The sequence below is a fragment of the Symbiobacterium sp. genome, from assembly GCF_040797425.1.
GTDB lineage: Bacteria > Bacillota > Sulfobacillia > Symbiobacteriales > Symbiobacteriaceae > Symbiobacterium.
Map to the genome: position 1 here is coordinate 1 of NZ_JBFNEH010000049.1, position 26,288 is coordinate 26,288.

The 26,288-nt window shown below is 68.4% G+C and carries 25 protein-coding genes; 3 read left to right on the forward strand and 22 right to left on the reverse strand.

The genetic code is table 11. The features are described from left to right. Positions 1-435: 435 nt before the first annotated feature. The 7 genes from AB2385_RS13770 to trpS form a co-directional block, all read right to left on the reverse strand. Positions 436-1,539 (reverse strand): prephenate dehydrogenase, encoded by a 1,104-nt coding sequence (locus AB2385_RS13770; RefSeq protein ID WP_367655586.1) that lies wholly within the window; start codon positions 1,537-1,539, stop codon positions 436-438. Then, complete coding sequence (gene aroF / locus AB2385_RS13775) at positions 1,532-2,572, reverse strand: 3-deoxy-7-phosphoheptulonate synthase (protein ID WP_367655587.1); 1,041 nt, start codon at positions 2,570-2,572, stop codon at positions 1,532-1,534. The genes AB2385_RS13770 and aroF overlap by 8 nt, the downstream gene beginning before the upstream one ends. A 455-nt stretch (positions 2,573-3,027) precedes the next feature. Further along, entirely contained in the window at positions 3,028-3,825 is a 798-nt protein-coding gene (gene trpA, locus AB2385_RS13780) for a tryptophan synthase subunit alpha (protein WP_367655588.1), read from the reverse strand. Then, positions 3,822-5,024: a tryptophan synthase subunit beta gene (gene trpB, locus AB2385_RS13785; protein ID WP_367655589.1), complete on the reverse strand. Its 1,203-nt coding sequence runs from the start codon at positions 5,022-5,024 to the stop codon at positions 3,822-3,824. Before trpB ends, trpA begins: the two co-directional genes overlap by 4 nt. Then, positions 5,021-5,689 carry an N-(5'-phosphoribosyl)anthranilate isomerase gene (locus AB2385_RS13790; protein ID WP_367655590.1) on the reverse strand — a complete coding sequence of 223 codons (669 nt, stop codon included), beginning with the start codon at positions 5,687-5,689 and terminating at the stop codon, positions 5,021-5,023. Before AB2385_RS13790 ends, trpB begins: the two co-directional genes overlap by 4 nt. A gap of 168 nt (positions 5,690-5,857) precedes the next feature. Beyond that, the gene (trpC, locus tag AB2385_RS13795) at positions 5,858-6,760 is read right to left on the reverse strand and encodes an indole-3-glycerol phosphate synthase TrpC (protein WP_367655591.1); all 903 of its coding nucleotides are present in this window, start codon (positions 6,758-6,760) and stop codon (positions 5,858-5,860) included. Next, positions 6,757-7,767 carry a tryptophan--tRNA ligase gene (gene trpS, locus AB2385_RS13800; RefSeq protein ID WP_367655592.1) on the reverse strand — a complete coding sequence of 337 codons (1,011 nt, stop codon included), beginning with the start codon at positions 7,765-7,767 and terminating at the stop codon, positions 6,757-6,759. Before trpS ends, trpC begins: the two co-directional genes overlap by 4 nt. Before the next feature lie 138 nt (positions 7,768-7,905). On the opposite strand from trpS, the gene AB2385_RS13805 reads away from it, so the two are divergent. After that, positions 7,906-8,706, forward strand: a complete 801-nt coding sequence (locus AB2385_RS13805; RefSeq protein WP_367655593.1) for a metallophosphoesterase — start codon at positions 7,906-7,908, stop codon at positions 8,704-8,706. Positions 8,707-8,766: 60 nt separating this feature from the next. Here the strand turns inward: AB2385_RS13805 and trpD are convergent, their stop codons facing one another. The 5 genes from trpD to AB2385_RS13830 all read right to left on the reverse strand — a co-directional run bounded on the left by trpD (position 8,767) and on the right by AB2385_RS13830 (position 13,204). Then, complete coding sequence (gene trpD, locus AB2385_RS13810) at positions 8,767-9,798, reverse strand: anthranilate phosphoribosyltransferase (RefSeq protein WP_367655610.1); 1,032 nt, start codon at positions 9,796-9,798, stop codon at positions 8,767-8,769. A gap of 25 nt (positions 9,799-9,823) precedes the next feature. Beyond that, positions 9,824-10,405 (reverse strand): aminodeoxychorismate/anthranilate synthase component II, encoded by a 582-nt coding sequence (locus AB2385_RS13815; RefSeq protein ID WP_367655594.1) that lies wholly within the window; start codon positions 10,403-10,405, stop codon positions 9,824-9,826. Next, complete coding sequence (gene trpE / locus AB2385_RS13820; protein ID WP_367655595.1) at positions 10,405-11,916, reverse strand: anthranilate synthase component I; 1,512 nt, start codon at positions 11,914-11,916, stop codon at positions 10,405-10,407. The genes AB2385_RS13815 and trpE overlap by 1 nt, the downstream gene beginning before the upstream one ends. 554 nt (positions 11,917-12,470) lie before the next feature. Continuing rightward, entirely contained in the window at positions 12,471-12,593 is a 123-nt protein-coding gene (locus AB2385_RS13825) for a hypothetical protein (protein WP_367655596.1), read from the reverse strand. Next, positions 12,566-13,204 carry a hypothetical protein gene (locus tag AB2385_RS13830; RefSeq protein ID WP_367655597.1) on the reverse strand — a complete coding sequence of 213 codons (639 nt, stop codon included), beginning with the start codon at positions 13,202-13,204 and terminating at the stop codon, positions 12,566-12,568. Before AB2385_RS13830 ends, AB2385_RS13825 begins: the two co-directional genes overlap by 28 nt. Between AB2385_RS13830 and AB2385_RS13835 the strand changes: the two genes are divergently transcribed. Both AB2385_RS13835 and AB2385_RS13840 read left to right on the forward strand, forming a co-directional pair. Continuing rightward, positions 13,191-13,427, forward strand: coding sequence for a hypothetical protein (locus AB2385_RS13835; protein WP_367655598.1), 237 nt, complete (start codon positions 13,191-13,193; stop codon positions 13,425-13,427). The two genes, AB2385_RS13830 and AB2385_RS13835, sit on opposite strands and share 14 nt — an antisense overlap. A gap of 186 nt (positions 13,428-13,613) precedes the next feature. Further along, the gene (locus AB2385_RS13840; RefSeq protein WP_367655599.1) at positions 13,614-15,284 is read left to right on the forward strand and encodes a hypothetical protein; all 1,671 of its coding nucleotides are present in this window, start codon (positions 13,614-13,616) and stop codon (positions 15,282-15,284) included. A gap of 76 nt (positions 15,285-15,360) precedes the next feature. Here the strand turns inward: AB2385_RS13840 and AB2385_RS13845 are convergent, their stop codons facing one another. The 10 genes from AB2385_RS13845 to AB2385_RS13890 all read right to left on the reverse strand — a co-directional run bounded on the left by AB2385_RS13845 (position 15,361) and on the right by AB2385_RS13890 (position 26,248). Continuing rightward, positions 15,361-16,578 (reverse strand): MDR family MFS transporter, encoded by a 1,218-nt coding sequence (locus tag AB2385_RS13845; protein ID WP_367655600.1) that lies wholly within the window; start codon positions 16,576-16,578, stop codon positions 15,361-15,363. A 216-nt stretch (positions 16,579-16,794) separates the two neighbouring features. Next, on the reverse strand, positions 16,795-17,649 hold the full coding sequence (locus tag AB2385_RS13850; protein ID WP_367655601.1) for a carbohydrate ABC transporter permease: 855 nt from the start codon (positions 17,647-17,649) through the stop codon (positions 16,795-16,797). Between the two features lie 3 nt (positions 17,650-17,652). Beyond that, positions 17,653-18,549, reverse strand: a complete 897-nt coding sequence (locus AB2385_RS13855; RefSeq protein WP_367655602.1) for a carbohydrate ABC transporter permease — start codon at positions 18,547-18,549, stop codon at positions 17,653-17,655. Positions 18,550-18,636: 87 nt separating this feature from the next. Beyond that, positions 18,637-19,953 carry an ABC transporter substrate-binding protein gene (locus AB2385_RS13860; RefSeq protein ID WP_367655603.1) on the reverse strand — a complete coding sequence of 439 codons (1,317 nt, stop codon included), beginning with the start codon at positions 19,951-19,953 and terminating at the stop codon, positions 18,637-18,639. Positions 19,954-19,978: 25 nt separating this feature from the next. Continuing rightward, positions 19,979-20,800, reverse strand: coding sequence for a fructoselysine 6-kinase (frlD, locus tag AB2385_RS13865; protein ID WP_367655604.1), 822 nt, complete (start codon positions 20,798-20,800; stop codon positions 19,979-19,981). A 1-nt stretch (position 20,801) separates the two neighbouring features. Continuing rightward, positions 20,802-21,821 (reverse strand): SIS domain-containing protein, encoded by a 1,020-nt coding sequence (locus AB2385_RS13870; protein WP_367655605.1) that lies wholly within the window; start codon positions 21,819-21,821, stop codon positions 20,802-20,804. 94 nt (positions 21,822-21,915) lie between these two features. Further along, positions 21,916-22,935 carry a LacI family DNA-binding transcriptional regulator gene (locus AB2385_RS13875; RefSeq protein ID WP_367655606.1) on the reverse strand — a complete coding sequence of 340 codons (1,020 nt, stop codon included), beginning with the start codon at positions 22,933-22,935 and terminating at the stop codon, positions 21,916-21,918. Positions 22,936-23,415: 480 nt separating this feature from the next. Continuing rightward, positions 23,416-24,642, reverse strand: a complete 1,227-nt coding sequence (locus AB2385_RS13880; RefSeq protein ID WP_367655607.1) for an MDR family MFS transporter — start codon at positions 24,640-24,642, stop codon at positions 23,416-23,418. Positions 24,643-25,013: 371 nt separating this feature from the next. Then, on the reverse strand, positions 25,014-25,526 hold the full coding sequence (locus AB2385_RS13885) for a hypothetical protein (protein ID WP_367655608.1): 513 nt from the start codon (positions 25,524-25,526) through the stop codon (positions 25,014-25,016). A gap of 152 nt (positions 25,527-25,678) precedes the next feature. After that, positions 25,679-26,248, reverse strand: a complete 570-nt coding sequence (locus tag AB2385_RS13890) for a biotin transporter BioY (RefSeq protein WP_367655609.1) — start codon at positions 26,246-26,248, stop codon at positions 25,679-25,681. Between the last annotated feature and the right edge of the window lie 40 nt (positions 26,249-26,288).

The following is a 26,288-nucleotide window of genomic DNA, read 5'->3' on the forward strand; positions in this document are numbered from 1 at the left end:
GCCCCCTCATGGCGGCTCAAGGCGCGGCGCCTTGCTCCGTTCTGCCAGATTTTCGCAAGCCGCCTGCTCGGGGCGTACGAAAATCTAGCACTTCATGCCCGAACTGTCCGCTTCCACCATGGCAAGGCACATACCAGCCGGAGGCCGGCATGCATGTTCTTGCGCAACGGCGGACTTTTTGCCCCCTCATGGCGGCGCAGGGTGCAGCTCGCTACTGCGTTCTGCCAGATTTTCGTAGTCCGCCTGCTCGGGACCTACGAAAATCTGGCACTTCATGCCCTAACGGTCCGCTTCCAGAATGGCGAGGCACGTACCCGCCCGACCCTGGCCTCATGCCAGTACGGGTTGCTGCCCCCGGCGCTGTGCACATGGAAGCTCCACGAGGTCGGAGCATCGCGGCGAGCGCATACCCCCACGCCTCTCTACTACACCCATTCACCGGCCGCTCTGCGGAGCAGCGACGCCTGCACCAGAGGCCGCTCGCCCCCGCGCCCGCCGCCGGGCCGTGTGGGCCTGCTCGAAGAGCGCTGCCAGCGCCCCGGCATCGCCCGCCGCAATCGCCTCCTCCAGTTCCGCCAGCGCCGCCCGGAAGGCTCCCACCGCCTCCTGAAGCGCGGGCCGGTTGTGGGCCCAGATCTCGTGCCAGAGGCCGGCGGGACTGTCGGCGATGCGGGTGGTGTCACGGAACCCGCCGCCGGCCAGCGCCAGCGTCCCGGGGTGCGCCTCGTCGAACCGCAGCGCGGACATGGCCAGGGCCGTCGCCACCAACTGCGGTAAGTGGGAGGCGCCGGCCACGCGGAAGTCGTGCTGTTCCGGACTCATGACCACCGGCTCGGCGCCGAGGGCCAGCACGAGGTCCCGCACGCGCTCCAGGGCGTTCACCGCCGGAGCGAGTGGGCGTGCGCCTGTCCCAGCCGAAACCCCATCCGAATGCGTACCGCCCACGGACAGCCCCGGTTCCCGCCTCGAGTCGCACGGAGCGCCAGCCCGGGCTCCGCGCTCCCGCCCCGGACTACCCGGCTGCGTACCGACCCACGTACCGGCTTCTCGCCCCAGCCCCACCGGCATAACAGCCGCCCGCTCCCCCGGCGTCAGCACCCAGCGGCAGCCGGGGATCAGGTCCGCCGAGGCGTTGGCCACGCCCGAGCGCTCCCGCCCGAACATCGGGTGGCCACCCACGAAGGCGACGCCGTCGGGCAGGTGCCTCTCCCACGCCGCCACCACCGCCGCCTTGACCGAGGCCACATCGGTCACGATGCTCCCCGGGCGCAGGAACGGCGCGGCCTGGGGCGCCAGGTCGATCATCGCCTGGACGGGCGTGGCCAGGATGACCAGGTCGGCCCGGGCCAGGGCGGCGGCGGGGTCGGTGACCATGCGGTCCACCGCCCCGAGCCGCACCGCCTCGGGGACACCCGCACTCCCGGCCCGCCCGATGCCGATCACCTCGTCGGCCAGGCCCCGCTGGCGCAGGGCCATGCCGATGGAGCCGCCGATCAGTCCGACGCCCCAGATGACGACTGTGCCGAATCCGCTACACATGGACCCACGCAGGCGCCCGCAGCCGCCGACCCAGCACCTGGACGATGGCGGCCACCTCGTGCATCATCTGGTGGTACGCGGCGGGGCCGATGGTCTGGGCGGCGTCAGACTTGGCCTCGTCCGGACGCGGGTGCACCTCCACCAGGACGCCGTCTGCACCCACGGCTGCGGCGGCCCGGGCCAGGGCGACCACGAAGTCACGCTTGCCCACGCCGTGGCTGGGGTCGACCACCACCGGCAGGTGCGTGAGCGCCTTGGCCACGACCACGGCAGAGAGGTCCAGGGTGTTACGGGTGGCCGTCTCGAAGGTCCGCACGCCCCGCTCGCAGAGGATCACCTGGTGGTTGCCTTCACTCATAACGTACTCGGCGGCCATCAGCCACTCTTCGATGGTGGCCGACATGCCCCGCTTCAGCAGGACGGGCTTGTGGGTCCGGCCCACCTCCCGGAGCAGGCTGAAGTTCTGCATGTTGCGGGTGCCGATCTGCAGCACGTCGGCGTACTCGGCCACGAGCTCCACGTCGCGGGTGTCCATCACCTCGGTGACGATGGGCAGGCCCGTGATCGCCCTCGCCTCGGCCAGGTACTTCAGGCCCTCCTCGCCGAGGCCCTGGAACGAGTACGGACTGGTCCGCGGCTTGAAGGCGCCGGCCCGCAGGGCGTGCGCACCGCCGTCCCGCACCAGGCGGGCCGCCTCCAGCAGCAGGTCCCTGCCCTCCACGGAGCAGGGCCCGGCCACGACCCAGAAGTCGCCGCCCCCCACTGCGGCCCCGCCGACGCGAATCACCGTGTCCTCCGGATGGAAGTCCCGCGAAGCCAACTTGTAGGGCTTCGAGATCGGGGTCACCCGCTCCACCCCGGGCCGGGCCTCGAGGTTCAGGTCGGCCAGGACCCGCCGGTCGCCGCCGATCGCCCCGATGATCGTGCGCTCTTCCCCCCGGGAGAGGTGCACGCCGAACCCCGCCGCACGAACTCGTTCGACGATGTCGTTCACCTGTGCCTCCGTGGCGCCCTTCCGCATGACGATGATCACCGCTCAACACCTCGCCCTTTCGACTGGTTTCACGGGAAATAAAAACGGCTTCCATCCCGTGTAGGGACGGAAGCCGAAAGGCTTTCGTGGTACCACCCTGCTTGGCCCGCAGGCGCGAGCCCACTCATTCTCGGGGACAGACATCCCCTCCGCCCTTGGTAACGGGGGCGTGCCGGCGTACCTACTGAACTCGCCCTGAACCCGCCGGACCCGGTGAGGGCCCCCGGACGAGTCGTTCAGCCTGCGCTCACGGGTGTATTCGAACCCGCCTTCGGCGCCAGCTTGCACCAACCGCTGGCTCTCTGCGGCTCTCCGGCCTTGGGTCTACTTCTCCCGCTCATCGCTTTACGATATTGAAGTTGATTCTACACGGGAAATCCAGAGTCGTCAAGCATGCACAAGGGAATTCTGACGAGCCAGATTCCGGCCGCGCACACGGCCACCAGTTGCCGGGGCTACCGCGTCGCCGCCTTCAGCTCCTCGGCCAGCACCGTCACCCGCCGGATCAGCTCCGGCTCGGGCAGCCCCTCGCCGCAGTAGCGCACGAAGGCGGAGCCCACGATGGCCGCGTCGGCCACCGCCGTCACCTGGCGCACGTGCTCGGGCCGGGAGATCCCGAAGCCCACCGCCACCGGCGTGTCGGTCACGGCCTTCACCGACCGCACGAGCGACGTCACCTGCGGCGGTAGGGCGTCCCGCGCCCCCGTGACGCCGGTGACGGAGACGGCGTAGATGAAGCCCCGGGCCAGTTCGGCCGCCCGGCGGATGCGGTCCGGCGGCGAGGTGGGGGCGACGAACTGGACCAGGTCCAGCCCGGCCGCCCGGGTGGCCGCCTGAACTTCGTCCCCTTCCTCCGGCGGCACGTCGGGAAGGATGAGCCCGTCTACCCCGGCCTCTGCGGCCCGCCGGCAAAAGTTCTCCACCCCCGGGCGGAGCACCAGGTTGTAGTAGGTCATGATCAGGAGGGGCAGCTGCAGACCGTCCGACCGCAGCGTCGCCACCAGCTCCAGCACGTTGTCGGTGTTGGCCCCGGCGGCCAGGGCCCGTTGACTGGCGGCTTGGATGACCGGACCATCCGCCAGCGGGTCGGAAAACGGCAGGCCCAGCTCCACCAGGTCGACGCCGGCCTCCGCCAGGGCGTGCACCAGCCGGCGCGTGGTGGCCAGGGAAGGATCGCCGGCGGCGATGTAGGCGATCAGTCCCTTCTCGCCCCGGCTGCGCAGGGCCGCAAAGCGCTCGGCGGTGCGGGTCACGGCGCCTCACCTCCCAGGATGCGGGAGACCTCGGCCATGTCCTTGTCGCCCCGGCCCGACAGGTTGATGACGAGGACCTGGTCCCGGCCCATCTCGGCGGCCATCTTCACGCCCTGGTAGACGGCGTGGCTCGACTCGAGGGCGGGGATGATCCCCTCCGTCCGGGCGAGCAGCTGCATCGCCTCCAGGGCCTGCTCGTCCGTGACGGCCACGTACTCCGCCCGGCCGGTGTCGCGGAGGTAGCAGTGCTCCGGCCCCACCCCGGGGTAGTCGAGCCCGGCCGAAATCGAGTGGGCCTCCCGCACCTGGCCGTACTCGTCCTGCAGCAGGTACTCCCGGGCGCCGTGGAAGACGCCCTCCTCGCCGCCGCCGGAGAGGGTGGCTCCGTGCTTGCCGCTGGCGAGGCCCAGCCCGCCGGCCTCCACCCCCACCAGCCGCACTTCGGGGTAGGGGATGAAGGGATGGAAGATGCCGATGGCGTTGGAGCCGCCGCCCACGCAGGCCACGACGGCGTCGGGCAGCCGCCCCTCGAACTCCCGGATCTGGCTCATGGTCTCCTGGCCGATCACGGACTGGAAGTCCCGCACGATCATCGGGTAGGGGTGGGGACCCACCGCGGAGCCGATGATGTAGTGCGTGGTCTCCACGTTGGTCACCCAGTCGCGGATCGCCTCGTTGGTGGCGTCTTTCAGGGTGCGGGAGCCGGACCGGGTGGGGATGACCCGGGCGCCGAGCATCCGCATGCGGAAGACGTTCAGCGCCTGGCGGGCCACGTCCACCTCGCCCATGTGAACGTCGCACTCCAGGCCGAACAGGGCCGCCACCGTGGCGGTGGCCACGCCGTGCTGGCCGGCGCCGGTCTCGGCGATGACGCGCTTCTTGCCCATGCGCCTGGCGAGCAGCGCCTGCCCCATGGCGTTGTTGATCTTGTGGGCCCCGGTGTGGTTCATGTCCTCCCGCTTGAGGTAGATGCGCGCCCCGCCGGCGTACGCCGTGAGCCGGGCTGCATAATAGAGGGGTGTGGGCCGGCCGATGTACTGCCGGCGGTAGTACTCGAGTTCCTCCAGGAAGACGGGATCCTTCTTGTAGCGGTTGTACGCTTCTTCGAGTTCGATGCAGGCGGCCATGACGGTCTCGGGCACGTACCGGCCGCCGAAGGGGCCGAAGTGGCCCCGCGCGTCGGGCAAGGCGTGACTCATCGGACCGCCCCCTTCGCCGCCGCCACGAAGGCGTAGATCTTGTCGATGTCCTTCACCCCGCCGGTCTCCACGCCGCTGGAGACGTCCACCCCGCCGGGCTGCGCCTGGGCGATTGCCTCGGCCACGTTCTGGGGCGTGAGTCCCCCGGCCAGGATCAGCCGGGGCCGACCGGGGGTGAGCGGCTCGTCGGGACCCGCCAGCGGGACACCGGCCTCCTCCAGCGTCCGGGCCGCCCAGCGGACGAGCGTCCAGTCGAGGGTCCGGCCGGTCCCACCGGGCTGGCCCTCCACGTAAGAATCCAGCAGCAGCCCCGCCGCCTGCCGGTAGGCGGGCAGCCGGGCCAGGTCGTCCGGCCCCTTGATGCGGAAGGCCTTGATCACCGGCAGGCCGATCTGTTCGATCATCTCGGGCGGCTCGGAGCCGTGCAGCTGCACGGCCTTCAGCCCTGCCAGGTAGACCGCCCGGCGGATCTCCTCCAGCGGGGCGTCGACGAAGACGCCCACCGTCACCGTCTCGGGCGGCAGCCCGCTGATGAGCGCCTCAACCCGTTCGGGCGTCACCTGCCGCCGGCTGGGGGCGAAGACGAAGCCCAGGGCGTCGGCCCCGGCCTCCACGGCGGCGACGGCATCCTTCATGAACTGCAAGCCGCAGATCTTCACCCACATGCGGCGTTCGCTCCTTTCGTCGTTCGGTACGGTTTCGGGCGCCCCGATGGGGCGTCGCCCGGTTCTCCGCGGCCCCTCGCGGGGCCGGGCAGGGCGCTCGGACAGCGCCGCCCCGGGACTCGGGGCATATGTGGACGGTCTGTGGGACGGTGACACGCAGGGACCGCTTCAGGCGACGCCCCGCAGGGCCCGCAGGGCGGCGGCCACGTCGGGCTGGCGCATCAGCGACTCGCCCACCAGCACGGCCCTGGCCCCTGCGGCCGCCACCCGGCGCAGGTCATCGTGCGTCCAGATGCCCGACTCGCTCACCAGCAGGCGGTCCCGGGGCACCCGGGGGCCCAGCCGCTCGGTCACCTCCAACGTGGTGTGGAAGGTGCGCAGGTCCCGGTTGTTGATGCCGATGAGCGGAGCCCCCGACTCCACCGCCAGGGCCAGTTCCCCCTCCGTGTGAACCTCCACCAGCACGTCCATGCCCAGATCGGCCGCCAACGCGGCCAGTCGGCGCAGGTCGGCCGGCGTGCGGGTGCCGGCGCACTGGCCGTGGAAGGCGGCCACGATGAGGAGGATGGCGTCCGCCCCCGCCGCCCGGGCCTCGTAGACCTGGTAGTCGTCGATGAGGAAGTCCTTGCGGAGCAGGGGCAATGCCACGGCCTGCCGGATGGCGGTGAGGTAGCTGAGGGATCCCTGGAAGTATCGCTCATCCGTGAGCACCGAGAGGCAGGCGGCGCCGCCCTCGGCGTAAGCCCGGGCGATGGCGACCGGCTCGAAGTCGGGCCGGATCAGGCCCCTGGAGGGGCTCGCCCGCTTCACCTCGGCGATCACCTGCACGGGCGGCGCCCCGCCCGGCCCGGTACCCACGGACCCAGTGGCATCCGCCAGTCCCTCGTTCCCCGACTGTGCGTCCGCCGGGGCGGCACCCGTGGCCCCCGTGACCGGCCCTTCCAGCGCCCGGCGGAACCCCCGCGGCGGCGGGGCCTGGCGGGCAGCGGCAATCACGTCCGCCAGCGGTCGGGACCGCCGGGCCGCCGCCACCTCCGCCTCCTTGGTCGCCAGGATCTCTGCCAGGATCATGCCCGCTTCCGGGGCAGCAGCCCCAGGGCGTCCTGGACCCGGCGCAGCACCGGCGTCGAGACGGCCTCGGCCCGCTGGGCGCCCTTCTCCAGGATCTCCTCGATCACGCCCGGCTCGCACAGTTCCTTATACCGCTTCTGGATCGGCTCGAGGGTCGCCACCACCGCCTCGGCCACGTCCTTCTTGAACTGGCCATAGCCGGTGTAGCGGCCTGCGATCTCGTCCAGCGACATGCCGGTGCACAGCGAGAGGATGACCATCAGGTTCGAGACGCCCGGCTTGTTCTCGGGGTCGTAGCGCACCTCGCTCTCCGAGTCGGTGACGGCCCGGCGGATCTTCTTGCGGATCACGTCCGGTTCGTCCAGCATGAAGATCGTGCCCGATTCATCGGGGTCAGACTTGGACATCTTCTGGGTGGGGTTCTGCAGCGACATGATCCGGCCGCCCGCCTCCCGCGGCGGGATGTAGGGCTCCGGCACCACCACCACTTCCCGCCCGAACCGGTTGTTCAGACGGATGGCGATGTCGCGGGCCAGCTCCAGGTGCTGCTTCTGGTCGTCGCCCACGGGCACGTGGGTCGTGTCGTAGAGCAGGATGTCGGCCGCCATCAGGGCCGGGTAGGTGAAGAGCCCGGTGGTCACCACCTCGGCCCGGGAGGCCTTGTCCTTGAACTGCGTCATGCGCTGCAGCTCGCCGTAGTAGCAGCTGACCTCCATCAGCCAGCCCATCTCGGCGTGGGCCGAGACGTGGGACTGGACGAAAATGGTGGCCACCTCCGGGTCGATGCCCGCCGCCACATAGAGCCGGGCCATGTCCAGCGTGTTCTTTCGCAGCTCGACGGGATCCTTGGGGATGGTCAGGGCGTGCAGGTCGACCACGCAGAAGAAGCACTGGGCCTCGTGCTGCAGCTTCACGAAGTTGCGCATGGCCCCCAGGTAGTTGCCCAGCGTGACCCCGCTGGTGGGCTGCATGCCGGAGAAGACGGTCTTGATCGGCTTGGTGCTCATGGGGATTACCACTCCTTTGCACATTCACTCGGGGTCAACTTACACGATTGGCATGCCAGAGACAACTCCGATTCATCCTGTTTCGTCAAACGACTAGTCTGCCCTTGGGAAGCCCTGTCCAGAGGAGGGAGCCGTTCATTGAACCGTCGACGCTTTCTGCTCAGGGCTGCGGTCTCGGCCCTGGGCCTCGCCCTGGGGCTCGCCGGGTACAGCCGGTTTGTGGAGACCCGCCGGGTCCGGTTCGAGGAGCGCACCATCGCCATCCCCGGCCTGCCCCGCCATCTGGAGGGCTACACCATCGGCGTGCTGAGCGACCTCCACGTGGGCCCGACCACCCCGGCGGAGTGGGTGCGGCAGGTGGCGGAGCAGCTGGCCAACCGGCAGCCGGACCTGGTGGTGGCGGTGGGAGACTTCATCGGCAGCCACAAGCACGTCCGGGAGGCCAACTGGTGCCTGGAGCCGGTGAAGGGGGCCCTCGCCGTGCTGGGCAACTGGGACTACTACGACGGCCAGATCCGGCGCGCCCTCACCAACGTGACGCTGCTGGAGAACCGGGGCGTGCTGGTGGCCGACGGCCTCTGGATCGGCGGCGTGGACGAACCCCGCCTCGGCCGGCCCGACGTAAACCGGGCCCTGGCCGGCGCACCCCCGGATGCCGTCCGGATCCTGCTCTGCCACGAGCCCGACTACGCCGACATCCTGGTCCGTCCCGAGCACCAGGTGGCGCTGGTGATCAGCGGCCACAGCCACGGCGGGCAGGTCTGCCTGCCGCTCATCGGCCCGATTTTCCTGCCCGAGGGGGGCAGCAAGTACCACACCGGGCTCTACCAGGCGAGGCACTGCCAGGTCTACACCACCCGGGGCGTCGGAACCGCCCACCTGCCGATCCGCTTCTACTGCCCGCCGGAGGTGACGCTGCTGCGACTGACCCCGCCATAGCCTGGCTCGGTCCCCCGGGGCAGCGGGGCGGCGAGCCCCCTGCCCGGGGCTATCCCAGGATCACGCCGACTCCGCCCGCAGCCGGTGCGACAGCTCCCGGAGGCGCTCCAGCGTCCGCAAGGCCGCGCCCGAGTCGATCGACTCCGCCGCCAGCTCCACGCCCTCCCGAAGCGTCCGCACCCGGTCGGCGGCCAGCAACGCCGCGGCGGCGTTCAGCAGCACCACGTCCCGCCTCGGCCCCGGCTCGCCCGAGAGCACCGCCAGCGTGATGCGGGCGTTCTCCTCCTTCGTGCCGCCCCGGATATACTCCCGGGGCGCCCGGCGGAGCCCCGCGTCCTCCGGCACCACCCGGTACGTCTGCACGAAGCCGTCCCGGAGCTCCGAGACCACCGTCGGGGCCGAAATCGAGATCTCGTCCATGCCGTCGGTGCCGTGCACCACCAGCGCGTGGCGCACGCCCAGGTTCCCCAGCACCCGGGCCAGCGGCTCGGTGAGGTTGCCGTCGTAGACCCCCATCAGCTGTGCCTGGGCCATCGCCGGGTTGGTGAGCGGGCCCAGCAGGTTGAAGATGTTGCGCAGACCGATCTCCCGCCGCACCGGGGCCACGTGCTTCATGCTGGTGTGCAGCGCCGGGGCGTAGAGGAAGCCGATGCCCACCTCGTCGATGCACCGGCCCACCTGGGCCGGCGTCAGGTCCAGGTTCACCCCCAGCGCCTCCAGCACGTCGGCCGATCCCGTCAGCGAGGTGGCCGCCCGGTTGCCGTGCTTGGCGACCGCCACCCCCGCCCCGGCCACCACGAAAGCCGCGGTGGTGGAGATGTTGAACGAGTGAGAGCCGTCACCGCCGGTGCCGCAGGTGTCTACCGCCAGCGGGCGGCTGTGGTAGATCCGGGTCGCCCGGTCCCGCATCACCCGGGCCGCGCCGGTGATCTCGGCCACCGTCTCCCCCTTGATGCGCAGGGCCATCAGGAACGCCGCCACCTGGGCGGGGGTGGCCTCGCCGTTCATCATGAGCGTCATGGCCGCCTCGGCCTGGGCCTCGGTGAGATCATTGCCCTCGGCCACCAGCCGGAGCAGCGCCTTCATGTCCATCTCCACGGCAGATCGCCCTCCCTTCTCATGCCGCCGCCGGCTGCACCAGCCGGAGGAAGTTCCGGAGCAGCGCACGGCCGCCTTCGGTGAGAATCGACTCTGGGTGGAACTGCACCCCGTACACCGGGTGGACCCGGTGCTGAACAGCCATCACCAGTCCGTCCTCGGTCTCGGCCGTCACCTCGAGGTCGGCGGGCAAGGTCTCCCGGTCGACCACGAGGGAGTGGTACCGGCCGGCCGTGAAAGGGTTCGGCAGTCCGGCGAAGAGGCCGGTGCCGGTGTGGCGGATGCGGCTGGTCTTGCCGTGCATCACCCGCGGCGCCGCCAGCACCCGCCCGCCGTAGGCCTGGCCGATGGCCTGGTGGCCCAGGCAGACGCCCAGGATCGGCGTGGTAGGCCCCAATCGGCGGATCAGCTCCATCGAGATCCCCGCCTCGTTCGGGGTGCAGGGGCCGGGGCCGATGACCACCGCCTCGGGCTCCAGGGCGGCCACCTGGTCCACGGTGACGTGGTCGTTCCGGAAGACGGCCACGGCCGCCCCCAGCTCGCCCAGGTACTGAACCAGGTTGTAGGTGAACGAGTCGTAGTTGTCGATCACCACGATCATCAGAACCCCTCCTCCGCCATTTCCAGGGCCCGGATCAGGGCCCGGGCCTTGTTGCGGGACTCGGCGTACTCCGCCGCCGGGTCCGAGTCGGCCACGATGCCTGCGCCGGCCTGGATGAAGACCCGGTCGCCCTTCATCACCATCGTCCGGATGGCGATGCAGGTATCCATCGCGCCGCGCCACGAGAAGTAGCCGACCGCCCCGCCGTAGATCCCCCGCCGCACGGGCTCCAGTTCGTCGATGATCTCCAGGGCCCGCACCTTCGGCGCCCCGCTGAGCGTCCCGGCCGGGAAGCAGGCGGCCAGCACATCAAAGACGTCCTTATCAGCGGCCACCTCGCCCCGGATGTCGCTCACCAGGTGCATCACGTGCGAATACCGCTCCACCTGCATCAGCCGGTGCACCTGCACCGTGCCGTAGGCGCAGACCCGGCCGAGGTCGTTGCGGCCCAGGTCCACCAGCATCACGTGCTCGGCCCGCTCCTTCTCGTCCGCCAGGAGCTCCTCCTCCAGCCGCCGGTCCTCCGCCTCGGTGGCGCCCCGGGGCCGGGTTCCGGCGATGGGCCGGGTGGTGGCCACCCCGTCCTCCACCCGCACCAGCAACTCCGGCGAGGCGCCGATCACCTTCAGGTCGCCGAAGCCCAGGTAGAACATGTAGGGGCTGGGGTTGAGCATCCGGAGGGCCCGGTAGATGTCCAGCGGCCGGCTGCGCACCCGGGTCTCCCACCGCTGCGAGAGCACCACCTGGAAGGCGTCGCCCTTCCGGATGTAGGCCTGCGCCCGCTCCACCGCCGCCTCAAACTCCGCCTGCGTCTGGCAGGCCCGCACTTCCAGGGGTCGGGGCCTGGTCCACGGGAGGCCCGGCGGCAGCGGCACCGGACCCCGCAGCCGCTCCACCGCCCGGTCGAGCAGGGCCTGCGCCCGGCGGTAGGCCACCTCGGGCTCGCCCCCCGGCAGGGTGTTGGCGATGAGCAGCAGCCGGTGCTTCAGGTGGTCGAAGACCACCACCAGCTCCGGCGCCATGAAGAGCGCATCGGGCAGGTTCAGGTCGTCGGGCGGCCCGCCGGGCAGGTGTTCGTACGCCCGCACCGCGTCGTAGGCCAGGTAGCCCACCGGCCCGCCGGCGAACCGGGGCAGCCCCTGCGGCTGGTAGACGGCGAAGCGCCGCATCACCTGCCGCAGGTGGCCGAGGGGGTCGCCCTCCAGCTCCTCGCCCTGTTCCGGCAGGGCGCCCGCCGTGCGGTACTCCGCGGCCTCCTCCCCCATGAGGAGCCGGCTCACCCCGGCCTTGTGCGTCAGGGTAAAGAGGGGCCGGCAGCCCAGGAAGGAGTAGCGGGCCACGTGCTCGCCGCCCTCGACGGACTCGAAGAGGAAGGCGCCGGCCTCGTCGAGGCAGAGCTTCATGAAGACGGAGATCGGCGTCTCCAGATCGGCCAGGATCTCACGGTGGACGGGGATCAGGTTGTACTCCCTGGCCAGGCTGAGGTACGTCCCCAGACTGGGGTGGACCATCGAGTTCACGCTCCTTCGGTGAAGGGCCTTTGCGGGGGCCGGCGCGGCCGAACAGAACGAAAACAGGCCTTCGTCCCTGTCCAAGGGACGAAGGCCTGTGTCAGCCTACGCGGTGCCACCCTCATTCGCCTGCAATGCAGGCGCGCTCTTCGCAGGTACCATCATACCCTCTACCCGGTAACGGCGGAAGCCACCGGCCCGCCTACTGATGCGCCCCCTGGGGCGCACGTTCGGCCGACAGGCTCCCGGGACCATTCGCCAGACTCCTCCGTACCGGACCTCGCACCACCGCCGGCTCGCTGAGACGGATCGGTCTGGGTACTCTCCCCGTTCATCGCCGTGAAGACGATCGGTTTGACACAGACATTAGCACGGGTTCGGCCCGGATGTCAACACCTGTTTTCCGAAATGGCTGCGAACGCTCCAGTTCGCCTCCTGGGCCGGCCGGCGGCCCCTGGAGTTCGTGGCGTTCCGGCCCCCCGCGCCCGGGCCTGTGCGGGGTCGACGGCGCCAGCCCCGGCCGGGTGCCGGAGAAGTCCGGCGCGCACCGCTGGTTACAGAGTTCCTCCCGCCAGGCGCTCCACATACGCCCTATCCTCCACCCGCATGACGTGCCGGTTGAAGAACTGCGCTCCCGTCACCATCACGATCACGGCGCCCAGCAGCGCAAGGTCCACGCCCGGGGCCACCCGGGCGGCCAGCCATCCGGCCAGCACCTGGCCCAGCGGGCCCAGGTGAGAGGCGGACGGCGGCGGATGTAATCCGCGCCGAAGCGGACGTCGGCCCAGAGCGAGGCGACTGCTGCCAGCGGCCCGGCTCCGGCCCCCCGCGCAGGTTGAGCTCCCGGCGCGGCCACCGGGTTCGGCAGCGGCTGCGCGTCCCGGGGCGAGGGGATGTGCAGGAGGGCCAGGACGGTGGCGGCCAGGAGGAACGAGGCAGCATCGAGCCCAAAGGCCAGGGGGACCCCGTTCTCCAGCCGGCCCAGGACGCTCCCGAGGGCCGGCGGCAGCGCGCCGGCGCGGGCCAGCGCGGGCAGGGCGATGATCGAGGCCGCCAGGGCCGGCGACAGCACCCCCGACAGCGACCAGATGGTCTCCATCATCCCGTTGGCCCGGGGCAGCTGCTCGTCGGGGACCAGCATGGCGTACGAAGTGTCGAAGGCGGAGTTGTGCACCGCGTCGGTGATGCCCGTGAGCCCGGCGGCCAGCACGACCATCCACACGTCCAACAGGCCCAGCCCCGCGAGGAGTGCAGCGCCGGCCATCAGCAGGCCGTTGACCACGTTCATCGTGAGCATCAGCCGCTTGCGGTGCCGCCAGAAACAGGGCACAGGCGAAAACCACAGCCATCCGCGCCATCAGCGCGGGCACTGGCTGGGCAAGGCAGAGCGCATCGCACCGACGCCCCTCACCTCCCGGCATTTCCTCCTGCTCGCGCTGGCCGCCCTCCTGCTGGTGGTGGGCGCTGTGCGGGAGGTCACGCAGTGGTGCGGCGTCACCGGCGGTTGTTGAGCACTTCATCGCCCGCTCGGCCGGGCGGGGAATCTTGTGTGCACCGGAGCGGTCTCGTGGGCCTTCTGCTGCGCCGAGCAAAGGGCCCTTTTCCACGGTGCCGAAGGGAACCCGAGCGCCGCGAAAGCAGTCAGATTAGTGAACCGGAAAGAGAGATGGGTTCAGATTCATCATGGGGGAAAGCACATGAAGCGCACATCCCTGGCACTTCTGGTCCTGGCGACGCTCTTGCTTTCAGCCTGCAGCGGCGCCCCAACTGCTCCAGAGTCCCCGCCGACCGGCGTACAGGAACCGGCCCAACCCAGTGGCCAACCTTCCGGCGAAGAGCAGGGCACCGCGCCCGGTGACGCCCAGTCGGGCACGTCCGCCGCACCCCTGATCCTGCAGCCGGCCGAGGTGGACCCGCCGGTAGTTTTGTTGCTCCCCGGCGACGGCGCGCAGCACCGCTTCAGCCTCTCGGACGGCAGCGTGGCCCTGGAGGGTTACGTCCGGGACGGCGCCCGGCTCATCGCCGCATACAACGGCGAGCCGTGGGTCACCTGGTTCATCACCGACCAGGGCATCTTCCGGCGCGATCCAAAGGGGCCGGGGCTGCTCCTCTACCTGCCCGCCGAGCCGGAAGACGGCCTTGCCTGGAAGCAGCGGAGCGGCGACGCCGACGTCTGGTTCAACCTCCAGGCGGTGCCCGACTGCCTGTCCCCCCTCGGGCCGACTTACGAGATCTGCTGGCAGCTCACGGTGTTGAACCGGCAGGAGCAGACGGTCTACCTCTTCGCCCCCGGCCCGGCCACCGAGGACTGGTTGGGCGACACGACGGGCGTCCAGGAGGCGCGGGCGGACAACTTCGCCAGCCCCGCAGACTCCTTCGTCAAGAGGCGGCAGCCGCAGCAGCCCTTGGAGCCCCCTTCCCGTGAGGCGATGCTGGCCGGGGCAGAACCCTGGCCCACCGATGAGGCCGCTCCCGTCGAGCGTGTGACCCTGGCGGACTTCCGGAGCGAGCAGCTCCGCCAGGCGGCGGAGGCCGGCTTCCCGGTGAAGGAGGTCGACCTGAACGGCGACGGCGAGACCGAGGCGATCATCGGCCAGCTGGGCGCGTGGCACAACTCCTGGGTGCTGATCCTGGACGCCCGCGGCAACCGTCTGCAGGTGCAGCAGGACTGGATGCCTGATGACGTCCAGCGGCGGGTGGACCTCGTCACCATCCCCGGACTCGCGAACCCGGTGGTGGTCACCCACACGGGCAGCCCGGACGGCTGGCACAGCATGCGATTCGAGTGGATGGAGGGCGACCGGTTCGTCTCCCCGTGGGGCTGGCACCCCAAGACAGACCTGGCTTTCGGCATGGACTACGCAATCCTGCCCGACGGCACCGTGGAGATCTCGGGCAGCCTGAGCGGCTACACCTTCGTCTCCCGGTACGTCGTTGAGCGTGTGGAGGAGGGCGTCTTCCCCTACGAGGCCACAAAGGTCGAAGAGCGGGTGACGCCGGGTCCGTATCCCACCACGGCGGCGGACCTGATGACCGATCTCTTCCTGGCCCGGTGGTACGGCCTCACGGACATGGTCGAGCAGTACGTCCCCGACCCGGCGGTGCGGGACGCCTTCATGGCGGTGGACGTGGGTAAGGTCCGGTACGCCCCTTCCCCGGTCCGGGTGGGGAAGCGGGTGGAGACGGAGTACGGCCCCACGGTCGAACCCGGACCACCCAACCCCGATGGCTCCTTTGAGTTCCTGGCCTCCGTTCAGGAGTACGAGGGCGGCTTCTACTGGATTGGCCGGGCCGTGGTCGGCGCGGCCGAGGACGGGCGTCTGGTGGTGAAGAGCCTGGAGTTCCTGGAGCAGGGCTGGGCGTACTGAAGCGGCAGGCGAGGCGCGCCGAAAGGCCCCCCGCTCAGTCGGGCGGGGGGCCCTTACTGTCACTGTGAGCCAGCGGTCACACCTCCACCGACCGGTCTCGGAGGTAGCGGGCGCAGGCCAGCACCGCCAGGAGCGGAACCACCAGCACGGAGGTCATGACCCCCATCTGGACGCGGTAGCCCGCGGCGTCATGCAGCATGCCCCCCAGCAACGGCCCGAACATGCGGCCGATGGTCGACCCGGTGAGGATGAACCCCTGGAAGGTGCCAGACCGGGACGGCGGCGCCAAACGGGCCACCACGGCCGGGAGGGTCGGCATGAGCAGGATCTCGCCGAGGGTGAGCAGGATCATCGAGCAGACGAAGATCCCATACCGTGTCGAGGTGAACAGCACCCCGAAGGCAGCGGCGTAGAGCAGAATGCCCACTGCCATCTGACCGGTGGCGCCGCGCACGCGCCGGGCGATGGCACGAGCGACCGGCTGTCCAGCGAAGATCACCAGGCCGTTCAGCGTCCAGAGGGCCGAATACCACGAAATCGGGTAGCCCAGTGCCTCCATCCGAACCGAGTTGCCGACCTGCCACTGGTTGAAGACCAGCACCACGCCCACCGCGGCCACGAACAGGGCGACCATGGGGAACCAGGGCACGGGCTCCTCCGGGGGCGCACCGGGCCGGGAGCCCGCCGTTCCCGGATTTTCGGCCGGTCCGGCGTGCTCCTCGCGGATGAAGGCCGCGGTAAACAGCGCGCAGACGATGAAAATCGCCCCTGCACCCAGATAGGCAAAGGAAAACGAGCGGTCGGCCAGCGCCCCGGCCACGGCGCTCCCGAGCGCAAAGCCCAGGTTGCTGACGACATAGTTGAAGTTGAACGCCCTGCGGGCGTGGCCGGGCCAGCAGCGGGCCAGCATGGCGTTCACCGGCGGTACGGCCATCGCAGCCGAGATGCCGTACAACACCATGCACGCCACGTAGACCGACCAGGAGTGGGTGAAGCCGAGCGCGCCCGTAGACACGGCCGCGACGCTGAGGCCGAACAGCATGACGGGGCGGGCGCCAACGAGGTCATAGAGCCAGCCGCCGATCAGCTGGCCGAGGATGGCGCCGGCGCAGTGCAGCAGCATGACGACGCCGGCCATGGTGAGCGACTGGCCCAGGTGTTCGTGGACATACACGGTGACGAACGGCCAGATGAAGGCCGAGGAACACATGTCGCAGACACTGCAGAAAGCCAGAACCCAGAGCATGCGCGGGTACGTACCGAGAACGGACGTCAGCCGCGTCGGCGGGTACATAATGGTCCCTCCAAGAAGTGTCACAGACCCGACAGTAAATGCACCACCCCCCTTGAACTGGACATCAGCGTCACCAGCGCGCCGGCCCGGTGGGATGAGCCAACGTCCAAGGCGCATCATTCAAGGGTGTACCACCATCCCTCGTTGCCACCTTCCATCTTGACCCGGCGGTAGCCCTCCCCTATGGGCCATCCCTGCCTTGCGACGGGCCCGGGCTTACCCCTTGACTCCGCCGGCGGTGAGACCGCGGATAAACGCCCGCTGGGTGAGCAGGAAGAGCACAATCATCGGGACAGCCGTCATCACCAGTCCGGCGATGACCACCGGCCAGTTCGTATCCAGCGTGCTGGAGAAGGCCATGATCCCGATCGGGAGGGTCTTCAGGCGGTCCGACTCGATGAAGGTGAGGCTGAACATGAACTCGTTCCACACGTGCATCGCCTGCAGCAGGGCGGCCGAGGCGATGATCGGCCGGCTCAGGGGCACGATGACATGCCGGAAGATCCCCAGCGCGTTGGCGCCGTCGATCACCGCGGCCTCCTCGAAGTCCTTGGGGAGCCCCAACATGTAGGCCCGAATCAGGAACGTGGTGAAGGGAATGCCGAACGCCATGATCGGCAGAATCATCGCAAAATAGGTGTTGTAAATGCGCAGCACCACGAGGATCCGGAACAGGGGGATCAGACTGACCTCCGGAGCCAGCATCAGGCCACCGAGAACGATGTAAAGCAGAATCCCCTGGCCGCGGAAGCGGAAGCGGGACAAGGCGTAAGCGGCCATCGTGCTGAGCAGCGCCACCAGGAAGGTGGTTGCGGCGGTGACCACGACGCTGTTCACCATGTAGCGGGCGATGCCGAACCGCCACGCCCGTTCGTAGTTCGCCCATCGGAGCGTCTTCGGCAGCCCCATCGAGTTGGTGAACAGCTCGACGTTGCTCTTGAACGAGTTGATCACGAGCCAGATGATGGGGTAGATCGCGATCACGACGAGGATCGAGAACAGTACGATCACCAGAACTCGGGTGGTCTTCTCGGAAAGGGGCTCACGGGCACGCTCTCTGATGCTGCTCATGGGTCAGGCCTCCTTCCCGGTACGACCGATCCGAAGCTGGATGAACGTCAGGATGAAGGTGATCACGAAGATCAGCGCCGCCACCGCGGAAGCGTAGCCCATCTCATCGTTCCGGAAGCCCACGCGGTACATGTAGTTCCCCAGCACCTCGCTGGCGTGATTCGGACCGCCGCCCGTCATCACCCAGACGATGTCGAACACCTTGAAGGCGCCGATGACCGTGACCGCCAGGTTGACGAGGGTCGTCTCCCGCACGGAGGGCACGGTGATGTGGAAGAACTGCTGAATCCGGTTGGCCCCGTCGATAGTGGCTGACTCGAACAACTCCCGGGGAATCGCCTGGATGGCCACAATGAACAGGATCATCATGTAGCCGGTCCACTGCCACTGCGAGACCCCGATGATGGCGTAGATGGCGGTGTTCTCAAGGCCCAGCCAAGGCCGGGCCAGGGACCCGAGCCCAATCGCCCGCAGCACCTGGTTGATGACACCGATCTCCGGGCTGTACATCAACTTCCAGGTCACGCCGATGACGGTGATCGCCAGCACCGAGGGGAGGAACAGCGCCGAACGAAAGAAGGCCGCCAACCGGCGCGAGATGACACCCGACTCGAGGATGGCCGCCAGAACCAGAGCCAGGTAGACCTGGAAGGCGACCGAGATCACCGCGTACAGGACGTTGTTGATGACGCTGCGCAGGACGATCGGGTCGCTGAGAAGACGCCTGTAGTTCTCGAGGCCGACGAAACGTAACGTGGGGTCGATGGCGCTCCACCGGAACAGGCTGTAGTAGAAATTTTCTACCACGGGTAGGTATACAAAGATGAGAAGCGCGATGATCGCCGGCGCAAGAAACAGCAGCGGTATGATCGTGCGGCCGGTGAACCACCGACGTACCATAGGGTGATCGCCCCCCGCTCAAGTGTCGGGTGCGCCGGACTGCCCACCTCAGGCAGGCAGCCCGGCACCCGCGTTGCGGCTACGTCGTTACGACCCAGCCTTCAACTCTTGCTGGACCTTAAGGGCCTGGTCCCGTACCTCCTGCATCACCTGCTCGGGGGTCTTGCTGCCCGTGAGCACGGCCTGCAACCCGGGGAGGTAGACCTCGATCACCTTGATGTTGATGTCGGTGTCCAGCCAGAGGGCCATACCGCTCGCCTTGTCGACCTCCTGGAGGCCGGCCTCCAGCAGCGGGAAGGAGGTCTCCTCCGTCACGGCGCCAACTGCGGCGCTCGGGATGCCCAGCTGGCGCACGTATTCCTTGCCGTTCTCCTCGCTGACGAGGAACTTCAGGAAGGCGATCGCCTCTTCCGGATGCGGGGTCTTGGAGTAGATCATGAACCCGTCCGGCGCGCCGGTGAGGACGTTGGGATCACCCCGGTCACCGGGGTTGCTCGGCAACCTGAAGAACCCGACGTTCTCGTCGCCCATCTCCTCGTGGACGGTGACGAACTCCTCCAGCTCGACGTAGATCATGGCCGTGTTACCAACCAGGAAGTTGGAGCGGGCCATGTCATGACCGATGGCGTTCGGGCCCTCGTTGAAGTAGCCCTTGTCGTTCAGCTCCTTGAAGCGGCGTAGGGCCTCCACGTAGCCCGGGTCGGTGAACAGGGTTTCGGGGTCGGCTTCGAGCAGGTAGTCGGCCTGGCGGACCTCGGGCGGCACCAGCTTCGCGTTAAGGTCACCGACGTAGTGGGAGGCCGCCCAGGGGAACTCGTTGCCGAACGCGATGGGCACGATTCCCGCCTGCTTGATCGTCTCGCAGACCTCGAGGAACTCGTCCCAGGTCTTCGGCGGCTGCAGCCCCAGGTCGTTGAAGACCTTCTTGTTGTACACCATGAACTTGCCGTTGATGCGCATGGGGATGCCGTAGACCTTCCCGTCCCAGACATAGGGCTGCACCGCGCTGTTGACCACCGCGTCCTTCCAGTCGGAGTTCATGAAGGCGTCGGTCAGGTCGAGGGCCTGTCCCGCCCGGGCGAACTTCCAGGCGAACTCACCCGCCCAGGAGAAGTAGATGTCAGGTACGTTGTTGCCCGCCATCAGAACGCGGATCTTGTCCTTGTAGGCCTCGTCCGATACGGCTTCCATCTCGATCTTGATGTTCGGGTGTTCTTTCTCCCACTTCTGAATCACGGCGTTGTAGTACGCCATGTGGTCCGGCTCGGGCCACTTGTGGAAGAAGCGGAGTGTGATCGTTTCGCCGGCCTTCGAGCCGCTGCCGCTCCCACCGCTACAACCGGCCAACAGGGCAAGGGACAACAGTCCAACGGCGAACCAACGGATACCCTTCGGAACTCGCATGCCTGACCCCCCTAGCGGTCTGCGTTCATGAACCGGGCGGTGTAATGGGGTGACCGTAGCCGAAGGCACCGTAATAGGTACAGGTCTGTGCTGCAGAAACAGCAGCCATCGCCATGGCGTGTTCCAGCGTTGAGCCGGAGAGAAGCTCCACGATGAGGCGTGCTGCGAATGAATCGCCCGCACCCAGCGTGTCGACAACCTGGGTAGGCACGATGCCCTGCTCATAGATGCGCTCGCCATCGAAGGCCAGGGAGCCCTCGCTCCCCCGCGTGGCCACCACCAGCGAGGGGCCGAGCGAGGCGATCCAGCGCATCAGAGCCACCGTGTCAGCCCTTGAGTAGTCGGAAGTCGAAAGGAATGCAATGTCAACGTACGGGGCCACTTCGCGCACATAGTCGAGCTTCCAGTGGTTGGAGAAATCGAAGGAGAGTTTTGGGGCCGCCTTTCTCAGTTGTGCCAGCTGAGGCTCGATGTAGCTGTAGATGCTCGTATGGGTCAGGTCGTGCTGCCGGATGAAGTCCAGGTCGGCCTCCTCGAGGCAGATCTGGTTGGTCACGCCCGGGCTGGACGGGCCGAACACCCGGTCTCCGTTCACCAGCGTGACGCTGGACTGCGCGTTGGGGCCGTCCACCACCCGGCATCGGGAAATATCCACCCCCTCCTGCCGCAGGGCGGTCTGCAAGAGCCGCCCCGCCTCGTCGTTGCCGAACCAGCCGACGTAACTGGCCTTGGCGCCGTGCCGGCGGGCCAGCACCGCCACGTTGACCGCGTTTCCCCCGGGGAACATGGTGCCGAGGTGCAAGTAGCGGTCGACCGTGTTGTCACCAACGCCGATTACGCTAACCATGTCAGTACTCCGTCTTCCACATGTAGCGACGGGTGCTCAGCGGATGGTTGTGCCACACGGCGAGATGCTCGGCCTGCCGATCCAGGGCCGCCGACAGGATAAACGGGGCGAACAGTGGACGGGCGACCGGGGCCACGCCCTTCATCTCGAAGTCCTTCGAGTCGTAAATCATCAACCGCTCGGAGTACCGCTTGCAGAAACGCACCACCCGCTCGGCCAGCGGACGGCTGGCATCCTCGCCCAGGACGATGATGGCGGGCAGTTTCTCGTCGAACAGCTCGAAGGGGCCGTGGAACCACTCGGCGGCCTCCACCGGAATGCCGGTCAGCCACTGCATCTCGGTCAGGATGCAGACGCCGTACACGTACGCGGTGCTGAAGCAGGGCCCCGAGCCGATGACGAAGAACAGCTTGTCGTCCTTGTACAGGCGGGCCTCCTCGGTGACCCGGGCCTCAGACTGCTCAATGGCGTCGGCCAGGGCCGCCGGGAACGCGTCCAGCGACGCCATGACCTCGTCGTGGTCGGCCCAACCCTCGATCTCCTTCAGGACGGCGCCTACCAGCGCCTGCAGCAGGATGTACATGGCGAAGTAGCCGCTCTTGCTCTCGCCGTACAGCACCGGATACTCCACGTTCTGGGCCAGCGGGGAGTCAGCCTTCTGGGTGATGCCCATCACCGTGCAGGGCTTCCCTTGCAGGAACTTGGCCGCCCGCACGACCTCAGGGGTGGTGCCGGAGTGGGAGCCCAGAATCACGAGGGTGTGCTCGTCGATCTTGGGTGGGTTCTGCTCGACGAACTCCGCCGGGAAGTAGAGATGGACCTCCAGCTTCCGGGCCACGCTTTCCACCAGGTACTTGACGGCCCCCATCTGCCGGTTGGGTGCTCCGCAGCCGATCAGGTACAGGCGGTTGATACCCTTTTCCCGGGCAATCCTGGCTGCGAGATCGGCGTAGCGACCTTTCTCTCTGACGGCGGTTTCAAGGTTGGCGAGGAACTCGTTCCGGTCGAAGTCGGTGGCCATGGTGGTGACGCTCCTTTCCCTTTGGCAATGTCTGCGGGTCCGGACCCTATGGGTCATCTGGTCCCGGCGGAACGCCAAGACCAAAGGCGGTCAGTTACGGGGCGGTTTCGTGGTCCGGGTGGTCGCCGCACGATCCCCGGATCATCAGGCGGCTGGCGATTCGAACCCGGACGGGCGGCCGCTGGTCTCCCTCCATGCGCCGCAGCAGGAGTTCTGCAGCGGTTCGGCCCATCTCGTACACCGGCTGCGCCACTGCGGTCAGTTGCGGTTTCACGAGTGTCGCCCAATCGGTGTCGTCGAAGCCCACGACTGCGATGTCTTCCGGAACCGACAGGCCGGCCTCGCGGATGGCATGCACAGCGCCGAGGCTGGCATGGTTGTGAGCCGTGAAGAGAGCGGTGGGCCTGTCCGGCTCCCGGAGCAGTTCGGACACGACCCGGTACGCGTCTTCGATTTCGTACGCCGGCCGGACCAGCGACTCGTCGATGGGCAGGCCCGCTTCGGCGAAGGCCCGCCGGTAGCCCCGGAGGCGCTCCTCGTTGCTGGACCGGTCCAGGTCGCCGTGGATGACGGCGATGCGGGTGTGGCCGTGCTGGATCAGGTGCGACACGGCCTGGCAGGCGCCCTCCTCGTTCTCGATGAGCACGGTGTCCACCTCGGCACCGGCCAGACCGCGGTCCACGAGGACCACTGGCATATCGGACCGCAGGAGCTCGTCCAGCGAGGTCTTCCGGCTGGAAACCGGTGCGATCACGCAGCCGTCCACCCGCTGTTCCTTCATGACCGTGAGCACGTCCTCTTCCACGCGCAGGTTCTCGTCGCTGTTGGCCAGGAGCACCGTGTAGCCGTGCTCCCGCACCGTCTCGATCACGGCCCTGGCCAGGGCCGCAAAGAACGGGTTGTCAATCTCGCCGACCACCAGCCCGATAGTCTGTGTACGGCCGGTCACCATGCTGCGCGCCAGGCGGTTGGGACGGTAGCCCAGAGCTTCTGCGGCGGCCAGAACCTTCCGCCGCGTCTCCTCGGAAGCGTAGCTGTAGCCCCCGAGCACCCGCGCCGCGGTGGCCTGCGAGCACCCGGCGAGCTTGGCAACGTCTCGAATCGTCACTCTCACGTCGGTAACCCCCACGCTGTGATAACGTTCTCACTTAGGCTTCTACCTAAGGTTGGCGCTTCCTGCGTTGCTCCCTTGATGTGAAATCGTTATCACTCGTGCTTCCACCGGGGAGGACGCGATTCGCTCTTGCTACGCACGCCCTGTCGGGTATGATAGCGTTCTCAGGAGTGCGACTGTGGAAGGCTCTGTGGCTGGGATCTGCGCCGCTCATGTGAGAACGCTCTCATCTCGCATTCTATCGCAGCGATATGCATGATCAATAGTCGGTTCGTTCAAACTATCGGTTCCCCCATAGCACTTTCAGATAGTTGTCCCTGGATCCAACCTTCCGCAAACACGCTTAACAAAGTCTCGGCAACGACACGGGCAACTCTGCCACACCGTCCCTCAACGCGTAAGGGCCAGGCGCACAAAGCCGGGGCTCTCCCCACAGTGTGATTTGCTGCGAGGAGAGCCCCAGTTCTTTGCCCTTGTCGCCTAATATTCGTCCCTTGCCGCTTCAGCCGCCCAGCGGGTGCGGGCGAAAACGAGGATCAGGGCGAGCGGCAGCACCAGCCCGGACGTCATCACGCTGATCTGCGTGTTGTACCCCGCCGCGTCGAAGAGCATGCCGCCCAGCAGCGGGCCCAGCATGCGACCGATGGTCTGCCCGCTCAGGATGATCCCCTGCAACCGCCCCCGCATGGCGGGCGGCGAGAGGCGGGCGACGGTGGCGGGGAAGACCGGCATGATCAGCATCTCGCCGAAGGTGAGGAGCACCATCGAAGTGACGAAGATGGCGTACCGGTCGGAGGTGAGCAGCACGCCGAAGGCGAGGGCGTAGAGCACGGTGCCCAGCACCATCTGGGCGGGTGCCTTCGGGAGCAGCCGCATGACGAGGGCGACGACGGGCTGGCCAAAGAAGATGAGCAGCCCGTTCAGGGTCCAGAGCACCGAGAAGGCAGAGAGGCCGAATCCCAGCTGCTGCGTCCGGATCGAGTTGCCGGTCTGCCACTGGCTGTATACGATCGTCAGGCAGAGGAAGGCCACGAACAGCATGGCGATGGGCGGCCAGGGGACCGGCCCCTCCGGCTCGGACGCCGGCCGGCGCACACCGCTGCCCTCCTCCGCCTCGGTGACCAGGTGCTCCTCCCGGATGAACGCCGCGGCAAACAGGGCGTAGAGCAGGAACAGGACCGACGCACCCCCGAAGGCGAGGGAGAAGGACCGGTCGGCCAGGAACCCGCCCAGCGCCGTTCCGGCGGCCACGCCGAGGTTGCTCGCAACGTAGTTGAAGTTAAACGCCTGGCGGCCGTGGCCGGGCCAGGTGCGGGAAAGCAGCGCGTTCACCGGCGGCAGCGGCAGCGACGCCATGAAGCCATAGACGATCATGCAGGCCACGTACGCGGGCCATGACGCGGTCAGGCCCAGCATGGCCGTCGCCGCTGTGGCGCCCAGCAGGCCCGTCAGCATCACAGGCCGGGGCCCGACCCGGTCGTGGAACCAGCCCCCGACCAGCTGGCCGAGCATGGCGCCGCCAGAGTGCAGTAAGAGGACGGTCCCCGCCACGGTCATCGACCGGCCCAGGTGCTCATGAATGTATACGGTGGTGAGCGGCCAGATGAACGACGTGCCGGTGGAGTTGAGGAAACTGCCGATGGACAGGAACCAGAGCATGCGGGGATAGGCACTGAAGAGGACACGGAGTCGGGCTTTTGCGTTCACGTCTGGTCCCTCCAGGTGGTAAACCCACAGCACCCAGTCTACCACCTGGCCGGGTTTCGGTGAAGCAGGAAGCGCACCCAGCCAACGGCGAGGCGCCTTCAGACTCGCGTCCGAAGGCGCCGTCCCCGTCACCGCTCATGAGGGGGCTTGTCATCGCTGCAACAGGGCGGGGCGCGCGAAGGCGCGCCCTGGCCCCGGTTCCGCGACCGCCGGAGGCAGGCAGAAGTGCGGCGGAGCGAGCACGCCCTGCCGGCGAGGCGCACTGCCGCCAGCGTGCGCGGGGAGCGCCAGTCCGCCAGCCCTGTGCAACGAGGAGGTTTGTCGAGATCCAAGATTGGGAAACGACTCGGTGAGCAAGACGGTGTAGGCGATCAGCCGCCGCTCGGCTCCGCCGCCGCCTCGGCTCCCATGCGCCGGTTCACCGCCTCGACGAGGTCCGCCAGCGCGCCGGCCACGTCGCCTTCCCGCTTGCCGTCCAGGTAGTGGGTGCGCACCAGGGTGAGCATCTCGTCCACGTCGACCCCGGCGGCGCGGAAGTTGGCGCCCATGTAGAAGCGGATGTCGTAGTTGTCTTCGGTGTAGATGATCAGGTACAGCGTATCAGGCCCCGGCACCCCCCACTCCGCCGCCACCCGGTCCAGGTAGGCGGTGCGGTCCTCCCCTTCCGTGCTGTCTATGACCAGAATCTTGTACCGCACCGGCCCGGGGGCCGCGATGGCCGCTTCCAGGGCCGCCGTGTCCCCCGGCAGGTCCACTCCCGTGGTGTTCTGCAGGGACACCTCCGGCAGGTTCTCGGGCACCGGGTGCGTGGCGGCGGAGGCAATGCCCACCGAGCAGGCCACCGCCATGGCAACGGCCGCAATCACCTTGGTCGCTCTCTTCACCGCTGATAACCCTCCATACGTAGAAGAAGTGCGGTTGCACTCTTTACAACGGAACACCCACCGGAAAGGTTACCGGTGGGTGCCATCTTTCTGGCCGTCTTCTTGGGAAACCGCGGGCCAGGCCCAGGTTCAGGCCGTCGGGGGCCCCGTGGTCACACCGCCAACAGCCCCGCCCGAGCCAGGGCCCGTCGCACGGCCGTGGCCGCCACTGTCGCCGCGGCCACTTTTGCGAGGTCGAAGGGCACGAAGGGCAGCACCCACCCGGTCAGCACCGCCGTGAGCCCTTTCCCTCCGACCAGCCAGGCCCATCCGGCGCCGCCAAGGTAGATCACGCCCAGCCCGGCCAGCATCGCACCGGCAAGCCTTGGCAGGTCGCTCCGCCGGGCGGAACCGCCGCCGGGCGCCGGCGTCAGCACCCCCACCAGCGCCGCCGCCAGCGGGTAACTCCACAGGTAACCCGCCGTCGGCCCGGCCAGCACCTGCAGCCCCCCGGTGCCGCCGGCGAAGACGGGCAGCCCCGCGGCCCCGAGCAGCAGGTAAAGCCCCATCGCCGCCGCTCCCCACGCCGGGCGCAGCAGGGCGCCGGCCAGCAGGACCACCAGCACCTGCAGCGTGACCGGCACCGAGAGCCCGGGCAGAAAGAGCCGCACCGGCGCAACGGCACCGATCAGCGCCGCCATTACGGCCGCGAGCGCCAGGTCGCGCAGCCGTACTCCACGCATGTACGCTCACCCCCATATGTTAACCCGTACTGTCCTATAG

Excerpts from the sequence above, each read along its gene's own strand:
- AB2385_RS13770 (WP_367655586.1), bottom strand. The coding sequence starts at position 1,539 with ATGTGTAGCGGATTCGGCACAGTCGTCATCTGGGGCGTCGGACTGATC.
- trpB (WP_367655589.1), bottom strand. The coding sequence starts at position 5,024 with ATGAGTCACGCCTTGCCCGACGCGCGGGGCCACTTCGGCCCCTTCGGC.
- AB2385_RS13790 (WP_367655590.1), bottom strand. The coding sequence starts at position 5,689 with ATGTGGGTGAAGATCTGCGGCTTGCAGTTCATGAAGGATGCCGTCGCC.
- trpC (WP_367655591.1), bottom strand. The coding sequence starts at position 6,760 with ATGATCCTGGCAGAGATCCTGGCGACCAAGGAGGCGGAGGTGGCGGCG.
- trpS (WP_367655592.1), bottom strand. The coding sequence starts at position 7,767 with ATGAGCACCAAGCCGATCAAGACCGTCTTCTCCGGCATGCAGCCCACC.
- trpD (WP_367655610.1), bottom strand. The coding sequence starts at position 9,798 with ATGGACATGAAGGCGCTGCTCCGGCTGGTGGCCGAGGGCAATGATCTC.
- AB2385_RS13815 (WP_367655594.1), bottom strand. The coding sequence starts at position 10,405 with ATGATCGTGGTGATCGACAACTACGACTCGTTCACCTACAACCTGGTT.
- trpE (WP_367655595.1), bottom strand. The coding sequence starts at position 11,916 with ATGGTCCACCCCAGTCTGGGGACGTACCTCAGCCTGGCCAGGGAGTAC.
- AB2385_RS13830 (WP_367655597.1), bottom strand. The coding sequence starts at position 13,204 with ATGAACGTGGTCAACGGCCTGCTGATGGCCGGCGCTGCACTCCTCGCG.
- AB2385_RS13840 (WP_367655599.1), top strand. The coding sequence starts at position 13,614 with ATGAAGCGCACATCCCTGGCACTTCTGGTCCTGGCGACGCTCTTGCTT.
- AB2385_RS13845 (WP_367655600.1), bottom strand. The coding sequence starts at position 16,578 with ATGTACCCGCCGACGCGGCTGACGTCCGTTCTCGGTACGTACCCGCGC.
- AB2385_RS13850 (WP_367655601.1), bottom strand. The coding sequence starts at position 17,649 with ATGAGCAGCATCAGAGAGCGTGCCCGTGAGCCCCTTTCCGAGAAGACC.
- AB2385_RS13855 (WP_367655602.1), bottom strand. The coding sequence starts at position 18,549 with ATGGTACGTCGGTGGTTCACCGGCCGCACGATCATACCGCTGCTGTTT.
- AB2385_RS13860 (WP_367655603.1), bottom strand. The coding sequence starts at position 19,953 with ATGCGAGTTCCGAAGGGTATCCGTTGGTTCGCCGTTGGACTGTTGTCC.
- frlD (WP_367655604.1), bottom strand. The coding sequence starts at position 20,800 with ATGGTTAGCGTAATCGGCGTTGGTGACAACACGGTCGACCGCTACTTG.
- AB2385_RS13870 (WP_367655605.1), bottom strand. The coding sequence starts at position 21,821 with ATGGCCACCGACTTCGACCGGAACGAGTTCCTCGCCAACCTTGAAACC.
- AB2385_RS13890 (WP_367655609.1), bottom strand. The coding sequence starts at position 26,248 with ATGCGTGGAGTACGGCTGCGCGACCTGGCGCTCGCGGCCGTAATGGCG.